The following is a 21,480-nucleotide window of genomic DNA, read 5'->3' as shown; positions in this document are numbered from 1 at the left end:
GTGATTTAATGAAATTTTGTACTAAATGTGGTAATAAACTATCTGATTCAATGAAATTTTGCAATAAGTGTGGTGCTAAGGTAAAATCTGTAGATAAAGATACTAAAAATAACTCAGATACAGAAGATACAAAAGATAAAAAAGATATTCCTAACTCTAAAAATAATATTGATAAAACCATAATCTTAGATGCACCTAAAATAAAAAAAGAAATTAATACTAATATTAATGAAAATATTAAGAATAATTTCAAACCTCTTCATGATTCTAATTTTAATAATAAAGAAGAATATTTAGATGCAAGTTTTGATGATGATTTAGATGAAAATTTCAATGATGAATCTTATCATAATGAAGATATTGATAATTTTAAACATTCTAATACCAAAAAAAAGATTTTAATAAGCATTTTCACCTTAGTAGCTTTTGTAATAATAGGTACTTCTATTTATTTTTTAAGATCACCTTTATTATATAAATACTATTATAACTCTGCACTTAAATCTTCATCAGTTACTGAAAAATTATCTTATTATAACAGTGCTTTAAAATACTCTAAAAATGATGATTTATTAAATTCTATTTATACAACTTTAAAGTCTGACTCTGATTTTGTTGATAATTCTTCAATATTAACAAACTTAAATACATCTGAAAAAGATAATTTAATGTCAAAATTATATGTAAATAAAGCTACTGTAGATTTTAAAAATAAAAATTACACTGACTGTGATTCTGATTTAGATTTAGCTACAAAGTATGGATATAACAAAGAAAACTTTTCACAATATGATGATTTACAAAAAAAGCTTAATGAAAGTAAAAATTCTTCAAGTAATGATAAAGTTGATAACATATATAGTTTCACAAATGAAAACCCATCAAAATTTTCTGGAAACATATATGATTATCCTTATGACTTTATAATGCCATACAGTAATTCTTCTTATTTATCAGCATCAGATCTTTCTAAATATAATAAAAGTACTCTTGCTTTAATGAGAAATGAAATATACGCACGTCATGGATATGTATTTAATACTAATCCATTTAAGGCATATTTTAATTCAAAATCATGGTATCATCCTGATTCATCCTTTAAAGGTGATGACAGTGAATTAAATGATTATGAAGTAAAAAATGTTCAAACTATAAAATCAGTTGAAAACTCCAAATAAAGGGATGATAGTATGAAAAAATTTCTAAGAATTTTATCTATTATAATTATTTCTTCTTTAATGCTATTAGGCTGTGGATTAAATTCCACTAAACCAAATATTAATAAGGATTCTAATAGTATTAATAATTCCAATGAGGAAAATAATGATACAGAAAAAAATAACTCTAATAATGAAAATAATAATACAGAAAAAAATGATTCTAAAGAGGGAAACATAGACCAAGAGAAAGAAAAAAATAAAATTGATTCTAATACTGATAAGGAAGCTGATAAAAAAAATGAAGTAGAACCTTATTGTGAAAATGAACCTAATAAAGCTAATAAAGATATAGCTATAGTTATTGATCCAGGGCATTCTAGTACAATATCTAATGAAACAGAACCTGAATGTCCAGGCTCACAAAAAAGAAAATTAAAAGATACACTAGGTGCTACAGGAGTTCAAAGTAAAATTCCAGAATACACAATAACTCACGGTGTAGCTGAAGAATTAAAAAAACTTCTTATTTCTGAAGGGTATAATGTAATTATGACTAAAGATAGTCCTGACAAGCAGCTTAGCAATATAGAAAGAACCACTATTGGTAATGATAATAATGCAAATTTAATTATAAGAATTCACTGTGACGGAGTTGATTCTCCTAAAGCTTGTGGTGCTTCTATACTAGTTCCTGCCACAAAAGGAAATGTAACAAAAGATATATCAGATATAAGCTATTCATATGGAGAAAAAATACTAACAGCATATACAAAATATACAGGATTAAAAAATAGAGGTGTTGTTGTAAGAGATGATTTAACTGGTTTTAACTGGTCAAAAGTTCCTATTGTACTTATAGAACTAGGGTTTATTTCTAACCCTAATGAAGATTCATATTTAAGTGATCCAGATAATTATATAAAAATTGCAACTGGAATCTCTAACGGAATTAATTACTGTTTTGCAAAATAAAGAAAAGGGGATATTTTCCCCTTTTCTTTATTTTTAATAAATTATTTAATAGCTAAATTAAGACATTTCAAAGCTTTCTGTTGTTTTCTCTACTATTTCACCCTTAACTTTAGAAACTAAATCTCCCCCCTTAGAAACAAATATATTTGCTGTCACTATTTTTTCCATAAGATTTTGAACTTCTTCCTCAGTTACATCTTCCTTAATATTTTTAAGAGTTATTTTTGTTATACTTCCTCCAGCATTTTTAAAAGACAATACAAGATATAATTCCTTCTCCATTTTAAAGTCCCCCTTTTCTTTTTACCATTAATTTATTATGTTACATCTTTTGTTCTTCTACTTCCTCTTCTAAAATGCATATCTTACTCATTAATCTCTTTTAATTCTTTTAATACTTTTTGTTAGCATGTAATTTATCTTTAAAAGTGCCTATCTATAAATTCTAAGATTTCTCTTAGAAAAACTAATACCCTCTCTATTCTTTTGATTATCTTTAATGTAGAATTTAAAAGCATTTTTATTTTTTTAAATACTACAAAATCAGCTGATCACCCCTCTAATTTTTATTAGATTATTGAGTGTCATCAACAAACTTAAAGTCATCTTCTTTTAATACAGAATTAACTCTTGATGATAAAAGATCTGCTAATGCTTTTCCCACCTCATAAAGTTTTTCATCCTCTGCATCAACCTTTATCTTAGAAAACTTTTGTGTTGAAAATTTAGGGCTTCCACTATCATCTACCCCCTTTTGATACTTTAATACTAAGCTTTTCTTTGTTAAGATTGCCTTTGCCATGTTTATCAACTCCTTTCACTATATAAATATTCCTTACCCTTTATTTCTGTTGTAAAATAATAAAAAAAACTGTAATAAAAACATTTTTTTGTTTCTATTACAGTTTTTCTATATTTATAATACTAAGTAAAGTTATTTGACTATTTTTAATTATCATCAGGATCTCCATATCTTCCTGTCTCAGGATTATACTCTCTTCCCTGTTCATCATGAAGTGGAACCTTCTTCCCATCAACTATTATATAATCTATAGTTTGATCAGAATCCTTTCCAGCGTCTTCAGTTTCTTGCATATGTCCATATCCACCAGTAACAGGATTATATTCTTCACCCTTTGAATTATACTTAGGAATTACATTACCATCCTCAAGCTTTATAGTTTCCTTACTTTTATCCTTTGAATTATTACTGCTTCCACTATTATTTTTATTTGAATTATTCTTTGATGAACTTACACTATTTTTATTAGGTTTACTATTTTTTGACTCTTTAGCTCCCTGTGCATCTTTATTTTTAGATTCTTTATTACTTTTGGTATCATTATTTAAAGAACCATTGCCATTACTTTCTTGTTCTCCTTGAGAATTAGAATCCTCTTGATTATTACTATTAGCCTTATCAGTTTCTTTCTCCTTAGAATCACTCTTTTGTGATTTATCTTCTATATTATTTTTACTTTCATTATTACTAGTGTCATTGTCCTCATCACTTATTGAAGTTCCTATATTGTTTAATTGATCCTTGTTTATCATATTACCATCTTTATCATATGTAACTCCATTTATAGTAACTTCTCCATCTCCAAAGTGTGCTACAAACCAATTTTTTATATCAGTACAAACTCCTAGAATTTTATTTAAGATTCTATCTAAAGTTCCACTTTCTTTAAGTTCTTGTCCATTTTCTTTTAAAGCTTCCTGTATATTATTAGAAAGGCTATCAAGTTCTCCTTTTAATTTAGAATAATCTAATCCTAAAGAATTTATATTGGCTAAAAGAGCAACTAATTCTTGCTCTTGTGTTGGAGTTAACTTAATATTATAGTTATTTGTAATATTATTTACTATTTCACCAACCTCTTTGTCATTTTTAGGTTTATCCTTTATAACTTCTTCTTTAGCTTGATTTACTATAGCACTTGCTCCATCTCTTCCAATATCTTGTCCTTCACTATTTTTAGCCTTAGCTAAATTATTTGTTATACTTAACTCTTGTCTTGCTACTTCCTTATTTTCAACAGGTATATTTTCTCCAGTGGCCTTTTCAAAAGCTTGAAGAACTCCTGCCAAAGCAGATGTCCCAGTTACAGGGAATGGCGCTGTAGCAATAACATCAGCATCTGTAACCCCTGATGTTAACAAGGCATTACTTAACATAGTTTTAGTAACCTCTGTTAAGTTATTTGTTTTTACCTTTATTCCATACCCTTTTTCCTCTAGTTTAACAAAAGCACTTGAGTAAGCATTGCCTTTAAATTCTCCTACTATTTTAGGCAATCCAAGTTGCTCTCTTATTTCATTAACATTCATAGTTATAACCTTAACATCATTAGGTTTAACTCCGAATTCCTTAAACATCTCTTGTTTTTGACTTGAATTTAGATTAGCTCCTAAAGTTACTACTTCCTTAGTATCGGCAAAAACTGTTGTAAATGAGCCAATACTTATTGCTCCAGCTAATATCATTGCTGTTATTAATTTATTTTTTTTCATTTGCCTTCTTCCTTTCTAAGCATTCATATCAAAGCTTAATCAAAAATATATTAAATCCTATTACTCTATTTAAAGCCTTTAATTACTATATAAATGACCTCTTGACAGGTCAAATTTAAAATAAAATATTATTCTAAAAATACAATAAATTTAAATCTTACTTAGATTATATCAAAATAAATTTTCAAAAGTTTACAAATTGTTTTAATTTAGCATAAAGCTTATATTTTTCTCTACTAGAAATTTAATCTATATTTTTGAAAATTTTGTAGTATAATTATAATATGTCTTCTTTGTTGCGAGATGATATGTAAAAATACTTCTTTCAACTGAGAAACCAGTCAAAAAAATAATATAAATATACTTTATCCCTAATTGTAAGGAATTCTCTGAACAAAAAGGTAATAAAAAATTTTTAAATCTTAGAAAGGTTTGATGACAGTATGAGTACTAGAATTGCCGTTGTTGGCATTGTTATTGAAAGCCTTGATAATATAAAAGAAGTAAATTCTATCTTAAGTGAATACGACAAATTAATTGTTGGAAGAATGGGGTTACCATACAAAGAAAAGAACATTAGAGTTATATCTATTGTAGTTGATGGAACCACCGATGAAATTTCAGCTATAACAGGAAAAATCGGTAAACTTAAAGGTGTTTCCGTTAAAGCTGCCATATCTAAAACTAGCTTTTAGCTTAATCGCTTTAAGCCTCTTAATCATTGAGTTCCCATAAGTATATTTTAGTTGTTTATATTATTTTTTGACATACCCTAAAAGTAATTTTAAAGGAGATTTGTTATGTTAAAAGATAACGAAAAGTACAATGCTTTAGATTTTATTAAGGATGATGAAATTAATAGTCTTATAGCAAAAGGAAAAGAGCTTGTTTCTGACAAAGAACTAGTTAGAGAAATCATTGAAAAAAGTAAAAGTGCAGAAGGGTTAACACCTGAAGAGACTGCTGTTCTTCTTAATCTTGAAGATAAAGAACTTATTGAAGAAATGTTTAAAGCAGCTAGACAAGTTAAGGAAAAATTATATGGAAAAAGACTTGTTGTATTTGCACCTTTATACGTAAGTAACTATTGCGTAAATAACTGTACTTACTGTGGATATAAACACTGTAATGATGAGTTAAAAAGAAAGAAACTTAACAAAGAGCAACTTATTGAAGAAGTTAAAGTTCTTGAAAGCCTAGGTCATAAGAGAATAGCACTTGAAGCTGGGGAAGATCCAGTTAATGCTCCTCTAGATTATATTTTAGATTGTATAAAATCAATATACTCAATTAAATTTGATAATGGGTCAATAAGAAGAATCAATGTTAATATAGCTGCAACATCAGTTGAAGACTATAAGAGACTTAAAGATGCTGAGATTGGAACATATATCTTATTCCAAGAAACTTACCACAAACCAACTTATGAAAGATTACATGTAAGTGGTCCAAAACATAACTATAATTATCATACAACAGCTATGCATAGAGCAAGAGAAGCTGGTATAGATGATATTGGTATGGGAGTTCTATATGGACTTTATGATTACAAGTATGAAACATTAGCAATGCTTATGCATGCAATGGATTTAGAAGAAACTACAGGGGTTGGCCCTCATACACTATCAGTTCCAAGAATAAGACCAGCTGAAAATGTTAGCTTAGAAAATTATCCTTACTTAGTTGATGATGAAGACTTCAAAAAGATTGTTGCTATCTTAAGATTAGCAGTACCATATGCAGGTCTTATACTTTCAACAAGAGAAGAACCAGGCTTAAGAGATGAAATAATAGCTCTTGGAGTTTCTCAAGTAAGTACAGGTTCATGTACAGGTGTTGGTGGTTATTCAGAATCATACATCGATCCTGAAGAGAAACCACAATTTGAAGTTGGAGATCATAGATCACCAGTTGAAATGATAGAAAGTCTTATGGAAGCTGGATATATACCAAGTTATTGCACAGCTTGTTATAGAGAAGGTAGAACTGGCGAAAGATTTATGGACATCGTTAAGAGTGGTGAACTTTATAAAATATGTGAAGCCAATGCTTTAATAACTTTAAAAGAATTTATTGATGATTACGGCACAGATAGAACAAGAGAAATCGGAGATAAATTAATTAAAAAATCAATAGATGAAATAGATAATGAATCATTTAGAAAATCTGTTGAAGAAAAAATAAATAAGATAAGTAACGGAACTAGAGATTTAAGATTCTAGTTAATTAAATATATTGTAACTTTTTATATCACATTAATTCACTAGCTTTAATTAAAGTTAAGGATTATTTATTCATGCAAAACCTGTATAAAGATTATAACTTTAACTCCACATTAAAATTTATATCTTTCATATAGGTACAAACTAACAATCAAAATCAAAACTAAAAATCAATTTATAATTAATATATAGCCAGCGTAAGCTGGCTTTTTTTGTGAAAATTTTAGCTACCATCTTTTGGCTCCTCCTATACTACTCTTTTTTGTATAGTTTTTATATTATAAACTTTAGGTTAAATTTATATATTTATAATTGTATTCACCTTAAGGTTCAATAAGGAATATATTAAAAAAAGTATTAAATTTGTAGTAACTAGAATGATAATACTTGGAGTTGGTTATTTAATTAAATTCTTCATAATAGACAAGCTAATAGTTGGAGATAAAATTTTTAATTATGCACATTTTACATTTTTAATACTTCCACTACCATTTTCCTTACCTATTTTTTCAGGTAAACATTGTCCAGAATATGAAGAACTCATAAACAACACTGTTATATTATCTACAATGTTGTGCATATCATTCTTTATCATATTCATATTGTTAATTTAAAAAGTTTAATGAAAATTATTTTTTCTTTAAATTTCTCTTGTTTTCTTATTTTTTCAACCTATTCCTAAATATTTTCATAATAATACACCTTAAAATACATTGTTAAAAATTTGACTATTAAATGTAAAGGTTGTAAAATATAATTAAATATTATGTAAATATTAGGAATGATTTGAGAGTTTAACTTATTGTGAGGGAGGTTTTTTTATGGCAGTAGATCAAAATTCATTAGAAAGAAGAACTTGTTGTAATATACACAAGATAGTTTTAACTTTAGAGAAAGGTTTTTCTTCTATGGAGTCTTTAAAATATGCAGTTATAACTCACCTTCAAAATGAAGGCTATAGATGTAATGATACAAAAAACAATATTGGAGATTATCCACTATTAAAAATAAATGCTAATGATTTCTTATTAACTATAAAAGATATAGATGAAAATTCTTTAAACTTCGAAGATTGTAGTGAGGTAGTTTTAGTGCCTCATCACTAAAATTAATAATTTGATTATTATGGACAACTTCTTTCCTTAAGAGTTGTCCTTTTTTAGTTTTATATTATTTGATTAAAATACCCTTCTAATCTCATACTCAAAATTATATAATTATTCTTGAATAATTTTTATAATTTTATTTACTAAAAACATATACCAAATCACAGATTTTATAATAGCTTTTAGTAAAATATTAATTATTCTTTTATTATTTCATACTGTTTTTAAGCTAAAATTTCTATATATTAAGCTTATTTTAAATTAAATTTAAAGAAACAAAGCTTTATTTGTACTAAATATTGTATTTTTATTACTTATATACAAATTTTTATTCATAGTTTTTATATCAAAAATTTTCAATATATTTAATCACATTTTTTTCCTTATCAATATTTAGTATGTATTTAAATATGACACAACTATATATTGTGAATAACCTTAAAGTTATCCACACCCCTATGTGGATAACTTGTTTAGAAATGAAAAAATTATACTATTTTCCTATTATCTTTTAATAAAGTTTACTATTTAAAAAAGTAATTTTTTCAAAAGATAAAAACTCCTGTAAATGGCTATATTAAGCCATTTCCAACTGTAATTTTTTTACTTTTTTCAAGGCTTATTTTCATTATTTAACTAGAATTTGAAAGTAAAAATTCATTAAAAAAGTTATCCACAGGTTTATTCACAGTTGAAAATATTTTCACACAAGAATTAATGCAAGGAGGTGCAATTCTACTATTTACATCTTGCAATAGTAGAAAAATTTATGAGTAATTTTAATGAAACTCCTAGAGGAAGTAGAATTCATATTTCTCTTTTTGGTAAAACAAACTCTGGGAAATCTAGCATAATAAATGCCCTAACAGGGCAAAACATTTCTCTAGTATCAGACTTTAAGGGAACAACAACTGACCCTGTTTATAAGGCAATGGAACTTTTACCACTAGGACCTGTTGTTTTCGTTGATACAGCTGGTTTTGATGATGAAGGAGAAATAGGTAAGCTTAGAGTTGAAAAAACTGAAGAGGTTGTAGGAAAGACTGATGTAGCTCTTATAACCCTTTCCCTTTCTGAAATACTAGAGGCAATAAAATCAAATATAGAATTTAAAGACATGCTTTCTAAGGAAATATTATGGCTTAATAAATTAAAAAAGGCTAAGAAACCAGCTATACTAGTTATTAACAAGTGTGATTTAGTTCCTAATAACCTAATTGAGTCTAAAATTGATTTAAAGGATATTGATAAAACAACTTTATCTAATAAAGATTGCTTTGTTGATAGTAATTTAAATAATTCTTTAAAAGAAATTGGTGAATTATTAGGAATACCTTGTGTTGCCATAAGTGCAAAAAATAATTTAAACATAAATGAATTAAAAAAAGAACTTGTCAATGTATCACCCTCTTCAATAACTGAAAGCCCAATAATAGGTGATAAAATCAAAGCTGGAGATAAAATTCTTTTAGTAGCTCCTCAAGATATACAAGCTCCTAAAGGAAGACTTATACTTCCTCAAGTTCAAGTATTAAGAGATATATTAGATTATGGTGGAATACCAACTATGGTTACATTAGATAAATTAGATGAAGGATTAAAAATCTTTAACGGTAAGCCTGACTTAGTAATAACTGACTCTCAAGTATTTAAACAAGTTAATGCAAAATTAGATAGAAGTGTTCCTCTTACTTCCTTCTCAATACTTATGGCTAGATACAAGGGTGATTTAGATAAGTTCTATTCAGGAGCCAAAGCAATAAAGAATCTTAAAGCAGGTGATAAAGTTTTAATAGCAGAAGCTTGTACTCACCATCAATTAAAAGGTGATATAGCAAGAGAAAAACTACCTACTTGGTTAGAAGAAACTTGTCCTGGAATAATAGTTCATAATTGCTCTGGTAAGGACTTTCCTAAGAATCTTAATGAATATTCCCTTGTAATTCATTGTGGAGGATGCATGTTTAACAAAGCTGAAATAATGAATAGAATAGGAATATGTGATTACGCCTTAGTTCCTATAACAAACTTTGGTACATCAATTGCAGAAATTAATAATATCTTAGACAGAGTAATGGAACCCCTTAAGTAAATATTTTTAATTAGTATTAAGTTAAAATAATTCCTATTAGTAAATTCATTACACTAAAAAATTAAATAGTAATATATTTTTCTAAAATAAAAATGCCTAAGAAACACATTTAATTGTATTTCTTAGGCATTTAAACTAATCTCTAAATTCGAAGTCCTCTTCTTCAACTTCAATATCCTGATTTAACTCATCTTTTCCTATTTCTAATGCTCTTTCTGAAATTGAAAGATAATAAACTCTGTATATAGTATCTCTATATACAAAAAACCATATTAGTCCTATAGAGAAAATAGGTAATATATATACACTTAAGTTCATTAAAACAATAATTATACTTCCTAATACTATAGGTAAAACAGCTAGTATTGCCCATCCTATAAAACTTAAAATTAATACGAAAAGCTCCCATTTATGACCTTTCATCATTTTAAAAGCCTTTCCTACAGCTTCCCATATACCAAGTTCTGGCTCTTCAACTATAATATATTTAACAGGGAAAAAGAATAATGAAACTATAATATTATAAGTAGCTACTATTAATATTATTATAATAAAGATACCTATATATTGACTTAATATATCTTCATAATTCATAGAAGCCATAAATAAATACTCATAAAAATGATTTGATATTATACTAATAAATGATACCACAGCAATTATTGATGCTATAAGTGATATTGGAAGCTCAAATAATATTAAAGCAAGGAACTTCTTAATAAAATTTCTCCATACTTTACATGAAGGAATAGATTCTTTTAATCCAACCTTATCATCTCTATCAACTAATTTAATTACAAAAACTACAAGTAAAGATTCAAGAAAAGGTCCTAATAAAAAGCTATTTCCTAAATTCAAAATTGAACTTAGCCCTATACTTTCTACATTCGATATGAAATACGTAACTAGTCCTTGTACTCCTAAAACTATTAATACAAGTAAAAGAAAGTTTGTCCATCTTCCTCTTAGCTTATCTTGTGATAAACTTTTTATTTCTTTTCTGGTCATAAAATAATCACTTCCTTCTATTTTTAATAAAAGATTAACATCATATCAAATTTATGTCAATTCTGTAAACTCAAAAAAATGACTGTACCCATTGAGGATACAGTCCTAACTTTAATTTATTTCACTTTCTCTTCCTGTAATTGAAAGATAATATATTCTTAAGGTAACTTGGATATATGGTAGAAGCCATAATAATCCTATTCCAAGAGTTAATGCTGATAATATTAACCATCCTAAGAAGCTAAGTCCCATAATAAATAATTCCCATTTATGACCATTCATTATTTTAAAGCTTCTTTTAACAGCTTCCCATATTCCACAGGTATCTTCAGCCATTAAATATGGTAATGGGAATAATAAAATTCCTACTACAGCAGCTAAAATTAATACTAATATAACTATTAAAAATATTACTCCCCAAATTCCTATCATAGGATTCATAGATATTTGGCCATTAAGCATTGCACTATGTAATGATGTTATAGATAACACTAAAAATATATTTCCTAAAAACACAACTAAAAGTATAGGAATACTAAAGATCATAGTAACTATCATACTCATTATAAATCTTCCCCAAGTTTTAACACTTGGAATAGCATAACTTAAAGCTACTACTTCATTACTCTTAACAAATTTAATTGTGTATATAATCCCTGAAGCCGTTATAGCTGGCATTAATAAAAAGTTATTAGCTATGTTTAAAATATTAGAAGTTATTCCTTCAGTTCTTCCAATAATCTCACTTGCTCCAAATTCAATTATTGCTATGATTAAAGTTAATAAGACAATATTAAACCATCTTCCCTTTAACTTAGATTTAGCAATACTTTTTATCTCTTTTCTATTCATACTATCTCCCTCCTTTCTTATGTTAAGCTAATAAGATATTAACCTCATAAGGCTCTTACTGTCAAACTCTTCAAATTGCATTTATAATTTTAAAAAAAGTATTGTATAAAAAAACAAATAATAAAACACTAATCTTTTAAACAACTTGCTTTATTAATAAGCATAAGTTTTATTATCTTATTTTATACAATACTTCTTTAAGTCATACTATTCTTTTCCTAATAAAGAATCTATAGCTTCTTTAAGTTCCTTTTTTAATGTCCAAGTGAAATAATTTTTTTCTTCCTTCTCATCATATATCTTTGATCCATTTAGCATAATAAACCAATGTCTAAATTTATATTTCCAACTTCCTATTTCGCTTTTTTCATCTAAACCTATTCCTAATTCTTCTTCTATTCTTTTACACATCTTTTGAATTCTAGTACTAATATCTCCAAATTCTAAATGCTCTCCTATTAAAGAAGTCTTAAGGGGCTGTCCATTGCTACCATATAAATTAAGCAATATTTTCATATCTCTTAATCCAATTAAATTACTATTTTTCAAAATATCAATCCATTGTTCCTTAGTAATATGATTAGTTAAAACCTTTTCATTGAATTGCTCTTTTTTGTACTCCACTGAAATCACTCCATAAAACAACATTCTGCCTAAAAAAATATACTAAGAACTAAATCTAATTAAATTTGTCCTTAGTATATAAATATTCCTCTTAATATATCATTATGATTTTTTTAATGTTAATTCACATAAAATTTAAAGCTTAATTTATTGTTTTAAGCATCTCTATATTGCATACTTTGTTTTTCTTATGCCCTTTTCCTCTTTCTAACTTCATAAGTGTACTTCTCATATAAGGATTTAATACTCCCTCATATATCTTTACTATTTGGCCCTCCTTAACTAAGGCTAATCTATATACTGGAATATTATTATATAAACACATATAAAATACAGGTTTATTATTTTCTTTATTATTAAATATGATTTTCTCTTTATTTTCAATTAAATTATTTATATTTTCATTAGAATTATCTATTAATATCATATTCTCTTTTTTGATTTCAGAATATAAAGCTCGTCCACTTCTTTGAATATCGTGCTCTTCATTAGCAAAATTAGCTCCTTGAAAATTATTTACTAAAACTAATTTATTTACATCATATTTATCTAATTCATTTGATTTATACTCAAATTTACCTAATATACTTAAAACTAAAATAATTAGTATAATAGATCCTCCAATATATTCTAATAACTTAGTTTTATTTTCTATAATAAACTCTGCTAGAGCCAGCATAATAGCTAAATTAATCCATATTCCATGCTTCACACTTATACTAGATAAATAGCATATATATATTCCAGCTAAAAATATTAAAATATTAATTATAATTCTTTCAACATTATTTCTCTTTCTAATAAATGAAGCACTTCCCATTATTAAAGTTACAAAAGCAATAGCAAGTATGTATGGTGAAAATCTCTTAACAATTAACTTAAAGATATACTTATTTTCAATATTTTTTATTTCTTTATTTACATCTTCATATAATTTCAATCTATCATTTTGTGATAAATTATACTTATCTATGTAGGGTCTTATATAGGGCTCTAAATACCTATTTCTATCTCCACCAAAATATATAGTATTTAAGGCCATGAGCTTATAAACTTCTATATTTTCATTCTTTGAATATGAATCATATATCTCTTGAAGTGATTTATCACTATTTTGTAATTCATACTGAAAAAAATCACTATAGCCCTTTCTAACTAGCTCTGAAATTAATTTCTTCGTTTCTCCTGGATTTATTAAATTACTTACAGTAACTATACAGGAAAAAAGAATAATTAAAACTAAGCCCAAGTACCTATAAAATCTATATTCATATTTTTTTTCGGCATCTTTATTGATATTTTTTTTTATTTTTATCAAAGATGCTCACCCCTTTAAAATAATAATATTTCTCTTTATTACTATTCAATTATATACTATTTTTCCCAAAATATCACTTTATAATTATATATTTTCACTTAAATATTTATTTAAACTAAGAAGTTGCATCAAAACTTTAATATAAAACTTATTTTTTAAAAAAATTAATAAATTAAATTACTAATTTTAAGCTTTATATTATAAATTATTTTGATACAACCTCTTAATTCTTATAAGAGTTAAATAAAAAACTTTAAGCCCCATTTTCTTTTTTAATTTAACTCTTCTTTCCCTATAAATAATATTTCTAATAAAATATATTTAAGTTTTTAAAGATATTTTTCTTTATCCTAAAGCCCACAAATTTATTACTTATTAATTATCAAATCTTTACACTCTTAAATATATTTTCTTCAATACTTATATTCTCTTACAAGTATAAATATCCTTCTATTTAGAAAGAATATTTTTATAAAGATTTTTAGATTATAAGAATAAATACCTACTTAAATACTCTAAACATAGAAAATAATAGAAAAACTACTTGATAATAATAATTATTTGTTATATAATTAACTTATAATTCAGAGTAATTAACTAGGAATTAGTTTAGGAGATGATATATATGATAAGAGAAAAAACTAATAAAATCTCAATAATAGGTGCAGGATTCGTTGGTTCAACAACAGCCTTCGCATTAATGCAAGATGGATTAGCATCCGAAATAGTAATTGTTGATATAAATAAGGATAAGGCACATGCTGAAGCTATGGACCTAGCACAAGGTGCGGCATTTGTTAAATCTGTTGATATAAAATCAGGAGACTATGCAGATACAAAAGACTCTGACATAGTTATAATAACTGCTGGAGTTGGTCCAAAGCCAGGCGAAACAAGATTAGATATTATAAATAAAAACTTAAAGATCTTCCAAAGTATAGTACCTGAGGTTGTTAAATATAGCCCAAACTCAATACTTTTAGTAGTATCAAACCCAGTTGATATTTTAACTTATATAACTTACAAGCTTTCTGGATTCCCTAAAGAACGTGTTATTGGATCTGGAACTGTCTTAGATACTTCAAGATTAAAATATATGCTTTCAGAACATTTTGATATAGACGCTAGAAATGTTCACACATATATAATTGGAGAACATGGAGACTCAGAAATAACAGCTTGGAGCTTAACTAATATCGCTGGAGCAAATGTTGAAGAATATTGTAAAACAGTTTGCGCTAACTGCGATGGCTCCTTTAAAAAGGAACTTCCTGAAAAAGTTAAAAATGCAGCTTATGAAATAATAAATAGTAAAGGATATACAAACTATGCTGTAGCTCTTGCCGTTACAAGAATAGTTGAAGCAATCCTTCGTGATGAAAATGCTATTTTAACTGTTTCTTCTCTATTTGAAGGCCAATACGGAATTGATAATGTTTATTTAGCAATGCCTACTATAGTTGATAGAAGTGGAGCTAGACAAATTCTAGATGTCCCTATATCAAATGAAGAAAAAGAAAACCTAATAAAATCAGCCGAAATTTTAAAAGGTCATATAGCTAATTCTGAATTAGATTAGCATAAACTTCAGGTGTAAGCTTTAATTTACTTACACCTGAAATTTAAAATAAAAATTCAAACTATACTCTAAGCTTTAAGATTAATTAATGTTTAAATAAATATTTTTATTTAAACTTTCCATTACATTTATTAAGTATTTGAAATTAATTAATGTTCAAATAAATTTTGAATATTAATTAGCATCAAAGCTAACAAATTTATATTCCTTAATTACATAACCCTTTTAATAATAAAAAAGAGTATAATGCAATATTTTTATTGTATTATACTTTTTTTATTACTATTTATTAAACTAAAATTAAGCAAAATAAAAAGACTATATGCACTTTCGGGATATTACATACAGTCTTTTTACATCAAAAGTAATGTGAAAATTTTATTTAATTATTTAAAATATTATTCTCTTGATTCTATATCAGCTTTTAATTCTTTAGCAAATTCTTTAGCATTTTCAGCTTCTTCTTTTATTTCTCTATCTAATTCTTTATTGATAGCTTTTCCTAATTTAGCAGCTTCTTTTTCATCTTCTTTGTAAGCTTTGCTATCTTCATCAAGAACTTTTACATCCTCTTCTATTTTATCAATCATATGAGCTTTTATGTCTTCTACGCAAGATTTTTCTACATCAGCCATAACTTCATTTTTTAATTCTTCTACTTTTTTACTCATTTTATAACCCTCCTAAAAACAAACATAATTAATGAACATTTTGTTAACATTGTTTACAATTTAATTATATCACTCTTAGAAAGATAAATAAACACTTCTTTATAATAATTATTATTTTATCAATTTAAGCATTGTCTACTTAAAATTTATCACTATTTTATGGATAAAATTACATAAAACAAACTAATTATTTTTTTATATTATTAAAATAAAAAATAGATTAAAGCTTTTTCTACATAATATTATAAAAATTCCTTCTGTATATATTAATTTAACCTATATATCTTTTCTTCTATATCTAATAAATGCTACTACTGATGCGATTAAACACATTATTGTAGCTGAAAAAAATACACAATCTAATCCATATAAAAATGCCTCTTCATGGCCTGGTATATAATTTGTGACCTTATACCCTAGTCTATAACTCATTCTTCCATATAAGATTGTTGTTGCAAATGTAAACCCATAGGCCATAGCTAAATTTGAAACTAATGAGTTAACACTTCCTGCAATACCTAGTCTATGCTTAGGCACTTTTTCCATAACAAGAGCGTTGTTTGTTGATTTAAATATTCCATTGCCAACCCCCATAATAGCACAGCAAGTTCCTAAATAAATTAAAGTACTATTTATATTTATTCTTCCCATAAAGAAAAGAGCTACTGTTAATAAAGATATTCCTATTAATGAAATCAATCTTCCATTAAATCTATCAGAAAGAGAACTACTAAGTGGAGCAACTATTGATAGACATAGTGGGTAAATCATTAAAAATAATCCTGCATGTAAAGAACTCATTTGTAATGCTTGTTCTAAATAAAGTGGAATTATTATATTCATGCTGCTTATAGCTAAAAATGAAAGTGCTGAACACACTATACTTAGAGAAAATAGTTTAGTCTTAAATAAATTTAAATCTAAAACTGGTGATTCCACTGTCTTTTGCAAATATATAAATACTGTAAAAGAAACTATAGATACTATAAATCCTAACATTATATATTTATCTGTATAACCTAAAACTTCCCCTTTTGTTATAGATAACATGCTTGATACTATAAATATTGCAAATACTATTGTTCCTCTTATATCTATCTTTTCCTTTGAATTTGTCTCCATCTTAGGAAGATAAACCATTGAAAGTAAAAAAGCAATTATTCCAATAGGTACATTAATCCAAAATATAAGATCCCATCTTATAGAGACTAAAATACCACCTAATGCAGGTCCAACCATTACTCCCATAGCTACTGCACTAGCTGATAACCCCATTGCCTTTCCTCTCTCTTTTTCATTAAAGAAAGCTGTTATTATTCCCATACCAGTTGCCATTGCACAGGAGCCTCCAACCCCTTGAATTGCTCTAGACACTATAAGAAGAGGCAATGTCTTTGATAACCCACTAAAGAATGAACCTATTGTAAAAATTAAAACGCCGACTTTAAAAACCTTACATTTACCCTTTATGTCACCAATTCTTCCACAAAGTAATACTAAGGCTGATATAACCATAAGATAAGTAGTTACAATCCATTGAGTATCTAATATAGGCTTATTTAAATCATATGAAATTTTAGGCAAAGCTACATTTACTATGCTACCATCTATGCAAGACATGAAGGTCATAGTAACTACACAAAATAATATAGCCCATTTATTATATTTAACCTCTTGTGCATTTTCGCCCTTTTTTATTACATGTTCCATACACTATTCTCCTCTCATAATTTTACCTATATTATATATCCTTTTATTATTTTTTTTATTAAGTACTTAATTAGCCTGATATATAAAATATTAAAAATACCCTATTAAATAATAAATTACTTAATATAAATATTTTTTTACATAATTTTATTTAAAAATATATATTAAAAATAAATTATCTAATAAATTTATTTTTAATAAAAATTATGAGATTTATCTTACCTACCTTAATAAGAAAATAAAAAAAAGATTGTATTAAAGGCAAATGTGAGATGCTTATCATAACAAGCTTAATCCTTTAATACATTCTTTTACTCTATAAAACTGTTTGAATTATTTAACTATATAACATATCTTAATTTATTTAATATCATTTGATATTTCAGTGAAGATTACACCTAAACCATATGCTCCTGCATCTGGATAACCAATACTTCTTTCACCTACTGTACCAGCTCTACCCATACGAGCTACTATTTCTTCTGTTTTCTTAGCTCCTAAAACTGCTGCTTCTGCACCATTTTTAAATGCTTCTTTGAAACTTAATCCTTCTTCAGCACTGTTTGTCCAAGAATCTGCACAAGGTACTAAAGCATCTATTAATGTTTTATCACCAACTACAGCTCCTCTTCCAAATGAACGCTCTCCAGTTTTTTGAATTCCTAATACTGCTTCTTGCATCATTGCTGCAAAATCTTTAACTGTTAATTCATCTTTGTTTATAACATTTTTACTTGCTGCTCTGAAAGCTGATCCCCATATTGGACCTGATGCTCCACCACAGTGCTCCATTATAACTAATGAACAAGCATTTAAGAACTCTGATATATTTAAGTTTTCTATTTCTAATATATCTTTCCACTCTCTTTTAAGTATTCTAAATCCTTTGGCAACACTCATTCCAAAGTCTCCATCACCTGCATGAGAGTCTAATTCACAGAAAGGTACTTCATTATCAATTATTACTTCACTCATTTTATCTAATATGTAAATCATATTCTCAAGTGAAATCTTTTCGTCCTTTATTTCTTTGAATGATTCACAAGTTTCAACTTTATATGATACTGGAATTTCTTTTTCTTCAATTACTACTTCTTCATATTCATTCATATCCATATGATTACTAACTTTAAATGCTGGAGTATCACACTCATCTTTCATTAACTCTTTTAACTCATCATCAAGTTTCATTATTGATAATGAAGCTCCAGCCATATCTATACTTGTCATATAGTTGCCAACGAAGTTTTTACAAACCTTAATTCCTCTTTTATGTAATTCTCTAAATACTGAGTTGTTTAATAAATATAACTCTTGAAGAGGAGTAGCTCCAAATCCATTTACAAGTACAACTAATTCTTCATCTTTATAATCTAATTCATTTATAAGTTGATTAACCATTCTTTCAGCTAATTCATCTGCTGTAGCTATTTTTTCTCTACGAATTCCAGGCTCTCCATGTATTCCAACTCCATATTCCATTTCATCTTCACCTAATTCAAATGTTGGAGTTCCTTTAGCTGGAACAGTACAAGATGTGAAAGCAAATCCTATACTTTTTACACTGCTAGCAGCTTTCTCAGCTATTCTTTTAACTTCTTCTAAGCTATTTCCTCTTTCAGCAGCTGCTCCTGCTATCTTATGTACTAAAACAGTCCCTGCAACCCCTCTACGGCCTACAGTATAAAGACTATCTTCAACAGCTATGTCATCATCAACCTTTATGTAATCAACTTTTATTCCATCTTCTGTAGCAAGGTGAGCTGCATTTTTAAAGTTCATCATATCACCACTATAATTCTTGATTATAAGAAGTGTACCTTTATTGCTCTTAGATGCTTTTATCGCTTGATAAATTTGTATTTGTGAAGGTGAAGCAAATACATCTCCACATACAGCTACATCTAACATACCTTTTCCTATAAACCCTGCATGTGCTGGTTCATGACCACTTCCACCACCACTTATAAGTGTTACCTTATCTTCATTAATATCTTTCTTTTTAACAACCTTATACTTGTTTAAAAATTCTAACTCTGGGTGTGCCATAACCATTCCGTTACACATTTCTCTTACTAGTGTTTCTGCTGAATTCATTATTTTCTTCATGTTAAACTCTCCCTTGCTATTAAAATTATTTTCTATTTTTGTAGTCTTTACCTATCTTATCTGCTAATTTAATTGCTGATACTACTTCTGAAACTTCTATTCCAAATGGCATTGAGTAAATTGACTCTTCTGGTATACAAGCTTTTTCTGCAACTTCAAATAATTCTTCATCTGAAACTTCTGTTACACCTATATCTTCAAGACATACTGGAAGACCTATTTCTAAACAGAAATCTAAAACTTCATATAATTCTTCTTTTGGTGCATTTTCAAGAACTAATTGAGCTATTGTTCCAAAAGCAACCTTTTCTCCATGGAAATATCCATGTGTTCCTTCTAATATTGTTAAACCATCATGTATAGCATGAGCTGCAGCTAATCCACCACTCTCAAATCCTAAACCTGATAATAATATGTTTGTTTCTACTATATTTTCTAAAGATTTAGTAACACAGTTACAATCACAAGCATCTTTAGCTTTCTTTCCGTCTTCTAATAATGTTTCATAGCAAAGCTTAGCAAGTGCTAATGAAGCATTTGTTCCAATTGCTGGTCTACATTTTTCTTCTCTTACCCCACATGGTAATCCCGCATTGACTTTAGTAAATGAACTTGATGTTGCTCTTGCTTCAAAGTAAGTTGATAAAGCATCTCCCATACCTGCTACTAAGAAACGAGTTGGAGCTTTTGCTATTACCTCTGTGTCTACTAAAACAACACTTGGGCTTGCTTTAAAGTATGCATAATCATCAAATGATCCATCTTCTGTATATAAAACTGCTGAGTGACTAGTTGGAGCATCTGTAGCTGCTATTGTTGGTACTACTATAAGTTTTTCACCTTCAGCAACACATTTAGCTGTGTCTAAAGCTTTTCCTCCACCAAGACCTACTGTACAATCACATTTCATTTCCTTTGCAAGATCTTGAAGTCTTTTAACTTCTTGACGTGAACATTCACCTTTAAATCCGCCTTCTACAAATTCAATGTTAAATTTCTTTGCTGTTGCATCTAATTTATCTTTAACTCTCTTTATATCTTCTGGATGAGCTATTAAAAGTGCTGACTTTCCGTAAGTCTCTACAAAGTAACCTAAATTAAGTAATTCATTTTCTCCTTGAACATATTTTGTTGGGCATATAAAAGCCTTTCTCATAAAATCATCTCCTCAATAAAATCATTTACTAAATGTTATGATGCTATTATAAACTTAACTGCAAACTATTACATTGAAGTTTATTGATATGATATCGGACAATCATAACTTATTCGCAAACATTTTCACAAAAACATAGGACTTTTGAAACTTTTACAGCAAACGTATTCAAAAAGTCCTATCCTCTCACAATCTAACTTCTTTTATATTCTAATCATTACAAAAATACACATATTTAAGTTTTAAATACAAATTATTAAAAACTATGATTATAAAATTGTAATAAACCTAAATATTATCAAAATAAATCTATTATTTTAAAAATCTTATTTTTACCTTATTTGATTATTTATTTTTAAAGTAATATATTAAAGACAAGGTTGTTGA

At 27.2% G+C, this 21,480-nt stretch carries 19 protein-coding genes; 7 read left to right on the top strand and 12 right to left on the bottom strand.

The window, feature by feature from the left end; genetic code table 11:
* Nucleotides 1–8 precede the first annotated feature (8 nt).
* Both CPF_RS00600 and CPF_RS00595 read left to right on the top strand, forming a co-directional pair.
* Complete coding sequence (locus CPF_RS00600) at nt 9–1,178, top strand: YARHG domain-containing protein (protein WP_011590063.1); 1,170 nt, start codon at nt 9–11, stop codon at nt 1,176–1,178.
* Between the two features lie 12 nt (nt 1,179–1,190).
* Nucleotides 1,191–2,132, top strand: a complete 942-nt coding sequence (locus CPF_RS00595; protein ID WP_041702494.1) for an N-acetylmuramoyl-L-alanine amidase — start codon at nt 1,191–1,193, stop codon at nt 2,130–2,132.
* A 57-nt stretch (nt 2,133–2,189) separates the two neighbouring features.
* On the opposite strand, the gene CPF_RS00590 is transcribed toward CPF_RS00595, so the two are convergent.
* The 3 genes from CPF_RS00590 to CPF_RS00580 all read right to left on the bottom strand — a co-directional run bounded on the left by CPF_RS00590 (nt 2,190) and on the right by CPF_RS00580 (nt 4,646).
* On the bottom strand, nt 2,190–2,414 hold the full coding sequence (locus tag CPF_RS00590; RefSeq protein ID WP_003448590.1) for a DUF2922 domain-containing protein: 225 nt from the start codon (nt 2,412–2,414) through the stop codon (nt 2,190–2,192).
* A gap of 292 nt (nt 2,415–2,706) precedes the next feature.
* Nucleotides 2,707–2,934, bottom strand: a complete 228-nt coding sequence (locus CPF_RS00585; RefSeq protein ID WP_003448542.1) for a DUF1659 domain-containing protein — start codon at nt 2,932–2,934, stop codon at nt 2,707–2,709.
* Nucleotides 2,935–3,080: 146 nt separating this feature from the next.
* Nucleotides 3,081–4,646: a DUF1002 domain-containing protein gene (locus CPF_RS00580; protein ID WP_011590061.1), complete on the bottom strand. Its 1,566-nt coding sequence runs from the start codon at nt 4,644–4,646 to the stop codon at nt 3,081–3,083.
* A 443-nt stretch (nt 4,647–5,089) separates the two neighbouring features.
* Between CPF_RS00580 and CPF_RS00575 the strand changes: the two genes are divergently transcribed.
* Complete coding sequence (locus tag CPF_RS00575; RefSeq protein WP_003448558.1) at nt 5,090–5,341, top strand: TM1266 family iron-only hydrogenase system putative regulator; 252 nt, start codon at nt 5,090–5,092, stop codon at nt 5,339–5,341.
* Nucleotides 5,342–5,446: 105 nt separating this feature from the next.
* The gene (gene hydG / locus CPF_RS00570) at nt 5,447–6,868 is read left to right on the top strand and encodes a [FeFe] hydrogenase H-cluster radical SAM maturase HydG (RefSeq protein WP_011590060.1); all 1,422 of its coding nucleotides are present in this window, start codon (nt 5,447–5,449) and stop codon (nt 6,866–6,868) included.
* Nucleotides 6,869–7,322: 454 nt separating this feature from the next.
* Here hydG and CPF_RS14910 read toward each other — a convergent pair whose 3' ends face one another.
* Nucleotides 7,323–7,463 carry a hypothetical protein gene (locus tag CPF_RS14910; RefSeq protein WP_162467387.1) on the bottom strand — a complete coding sequence of 47 codons (141 nt, stop codon included), beginning with the start codon at nt 7,461–7,463 and terminating at the stop codon, nt 7,323–7,325.
* Nucleotides 7,464–7,689: 226 nt separating this feature from the next.
* On the opposite strand from CPF_RS14910, the gene CPF_RS00565 reads away from it, so the two are divergent.
* Together CPF_RS00565 and CPF_RS00560 are read left to right on the top strand one after the other, a co-directional pair.
* Nucleotides 7,690–7,974 carry a hypothetical protein gene (locus CPF_RS00565; protein ID WP_003448604.1) on the top strand — a complete coding sequence of 95 codons (285 nt, stop codon included), beginning with the start codon at nt 7,690–7,692 and terminating at the stop codon, nt 7,972–7,974.
* A gap of 769 nt (nt 7,975–8,743) precedes the next feature.
* Nucleotides 8,744–10,066, top strand: coding sequence for a GTP-binding protein (locus CPF_RS00560; RefSeq protein ID WP_011590058.1), 1,323 nt, complete (start codon nt 8,744–8,746; stop codon nt 10,064–10,066).
* 135 nt (nt 10,067–10,201) lie between these two features.
* Here CPF_RS00560 and CPF_RS00555 read toward each other — a convergent pair whose 3' ends face one another.
* The 4 genes from CPF_RS00555 to CPF_RS00540 form a co-directional block, all read right to left on the bottom strand.
* Complete coding sequence (locus CPF_RS00555; protein ID WP_003479507.1) at nt 10,202–11,074, bottom strand: DUF975 family protein; 873 nt, start codon at nt 11,072–11,074, stop codon at nt 10,202–10,204.
* Between the two features lie 111 nt (nt 11,075–11,185).
* A complete protein-coding gene (locus CPF_RS00550) occupies nt 11,186–11,926 on the bottom strand; it encodes a DUF975 family protein (protein ID WP_011590057.1) in 741 nt (246 codons plus the stop codon).
* 207 nt (nt 11,927–12,133) lie between these two features.
* A complete protein-coding gene (locus CPF_RS00545; protein WP_003459948.1) occupies nt 12,134–12,550 on the bottom strand; it encodes a hypothetical protein in 417 nt (138 codons plus the stop codon).
* A 142-nt stretch (nt 12,551–12,692) separates the two neighbouring features.
* Nucleotides 12,693–13,868 (bottom strand): hypothetical protein, encoded by a 1,176-nt coding sequence (locus CPF_RS00540; RefSeq protein ID WP_003459938.1) that lies wholly within the window; start codon nt 13,866–13,868, stop codon nt 12,693–12,695.
* Nucleotides 13,869–14,493: 625 nt separating this feature from the next.
* Between CPF_RS00540 and CPF_RS00535 the strand changes: the two genes are divergently transcribed.
* The gene (locus CPF_RS00535; RefSeq protein ID WP_003448546.1) at nt 14,494–15,447 is read left to right on the top strand and encodes an L-lactate dehydrogenase; all 954 of its coding nucleotides are present in this window, start codon (nt 14,494–14,496) and stop codon (nt 15,445–15,447) included.
* 398 nt (nt 15,448–15,845) lie between these two features.
* Here the strand turns inward: CPF_RS00535 and CPF_RS00530 are convergent, their stop codons facing one another.
* The 4 genes from CPF_RS00530 to CPF_RS00515 all read right to left on the bottom strand — a co-directional run bounded on the left by CPF_RS00530 (nt 15,846) and on the right by CPF_RS00515 (nt 21,093).
* The gene (locus CPF_RS00530; RefSeq protein WP_003448587.1) at nt 15,846–16,118 is read right to left on the bottom strand and encodes a hypothetical protein; all 273 of its coding nucleotides are present in this window, start codon (nt 16,116–16,118) and stop codon (nt 15,846–15,848) included.
* A gap of 276 nt (nt 16,119–16,394) precedes the next feature.
* Nucleotides 16,395–17,828: an MFS transporter gene (locus CPF_RS00525; protein WP_011590055.1), complete on the bottom strand. Its 1,434-nt coding sequence runs from the start codon at nt 17,826–17,828 to the stop codon at nt 16,395–16,397.
* A gap of 360 nt (nt 17,829–18,188) precedes the next feature.
* Complete coding sequence (gene dhaK / locus CPF_RS14705) at nt 18,189–19,937, bottom strand: dihydroxyacetone kinase subunit DhaK (RefSeq protein WP_011590054.1); 1,749 nt, start codon at nt 19,935–19,937, stop codon at nt 18,189–18,191.
* A 25-nt stretch (nt 19,938–19,962) separates the two neighbouring features.
* On the bottom strand, nt 19,963–21,093 hold the full coding sequence (locus CPF_RS00515) for a glycerol dehydrogenase (RefSeq protein WP_003448555.1): 1,131 nt from the start codon (nt 21,091–21,093) through the stop codon (nt 19,963–19,965).
* Nucleotides 21,094–21,480: the final 387 nt, after the last annotated feature.

Origin of the sequence: Clostridium perfringens ATCC 13124 (assembly GCF_000013285.1) — a bacterium.
Lineage (GTDB): Bacteria > Bacillota > Clostridia > Clostridiales > Clostridiaceae > Sarcina > Sarcina perfringens.
This window is presented reverse-complemented; position numbering and strand designations above follow the sequence as displayed.

Coding starts and splice junctions, on each gene's coding strand:
- CPF_RS00600 (WP_011590063.1), top strand. CDS start 9: ATGAAATTTTGTACTAAATGTGGTAATAAACTATCTGATTCAATGAAA.
- CPF_RS00595 (WP_041702494.1), top strand. CDS start 1,191: ATGAAAAAATTTCTAAGAATTTTATCTATTATAATTATTTCTTCTTTA.
- CPF_RS00590 (WP_003448590.1), bottom strand. CDS start 2,414: ATGGAGAAGGAATTATATCTTGTATTGTCTTTTAAAAATGCTGGAGGA.
- CPF_RS00585 (WP_003448542.1), bottom strand. CDS start 2,934: ATGGCAAAGGCAATCTTAACAAAGAAAAGCTTAGTATTAAAGTATCAA.
- CPF_RS00580 (WP_011590061.1), bottom strand. CDS start 4,646: ATGAAAAAAAATAAATTAATAACAGCAATGATATTAGCTGGAGCAATA.
- CPF_RS00575 (WP_003448558.1), top strand. CDS start 5,090: ATGAGTACTAGAATTGCCGTTGTTGGCATTGTTATTGAAAGCCTTGAT.
- hydG (WP_011590060.1), top strand. CDS start 5,447: ATGTTAAAAGATAACGAAAAGTACAATGCTTTAGATTTTATTAAGGAT.
- CPF_RS14910 (WP_162467387.1), bottom strand. CDS start 7,463: ATGATAAAGAATGATATGCACAACATTGTAGATAATATAACAGTGTTG.
- CPF_RS00565 (WP_003448604.1), top strand. CDS start 7,690: ATGGCAGTAGATCAAAATTCATTAGAAAGAAGAACTTGTTGTAATATA.
- CPF_RS00560 (WP_011590058.1), top strand. CDS start 8,744: ATGAGTAATTTTAATGAAACTCCTAGAGGAAGTAGAATTCATATTTCT.
- CPF_RS00555 (WP_003479507.1), bottom strand. CDS start 11,074: ATGACCAGAAAAGAAATAAAAAGTTTATCACAAGATAAGCTAAGAGGA.
- CPF_RS00550 (WP_011590057.1), bottom strand. CDS start 11,926: ATGAATAGAAAAGAGATAAAAAGTATTGCTAAATCTAAGTTAAAGGGA.
- CPF_RS00535 (WP_003448546.1), top strand. CDS start 14,494: ATGATAAGAGAAAAAACTAATAAAATCTCAATAATAGGTGCAGGATTC.
- CPF_RS00530 (WP_003448587.1), bottom strand. CDS start 16,118: ATGAGTAAAAAAGTAGAAGAATTAAAAAATGAAGTTATGGCTGATGTA.
- CPF_RS00525 (WP_011590055.1), bottom strand. CDS start 17,828: ATGGAACATGTAATAAAAAAGGGCGAAAATGCACAAGAGGTTAAATAT.
- dhaK (WP_011590054.1), bottom strand. CDS start 19,937: ATGAAGAAAATAATGAATTCAGCAGAAACACTAGTAAGAGAAATGTGT.
- CPF_RS00515 (WP_003448555.1), bottom strand. CDS start 21,093: ATGAGAAAGGCTTTTATATGCCCAACAAAATATGTTCAAGGAGAAAAT.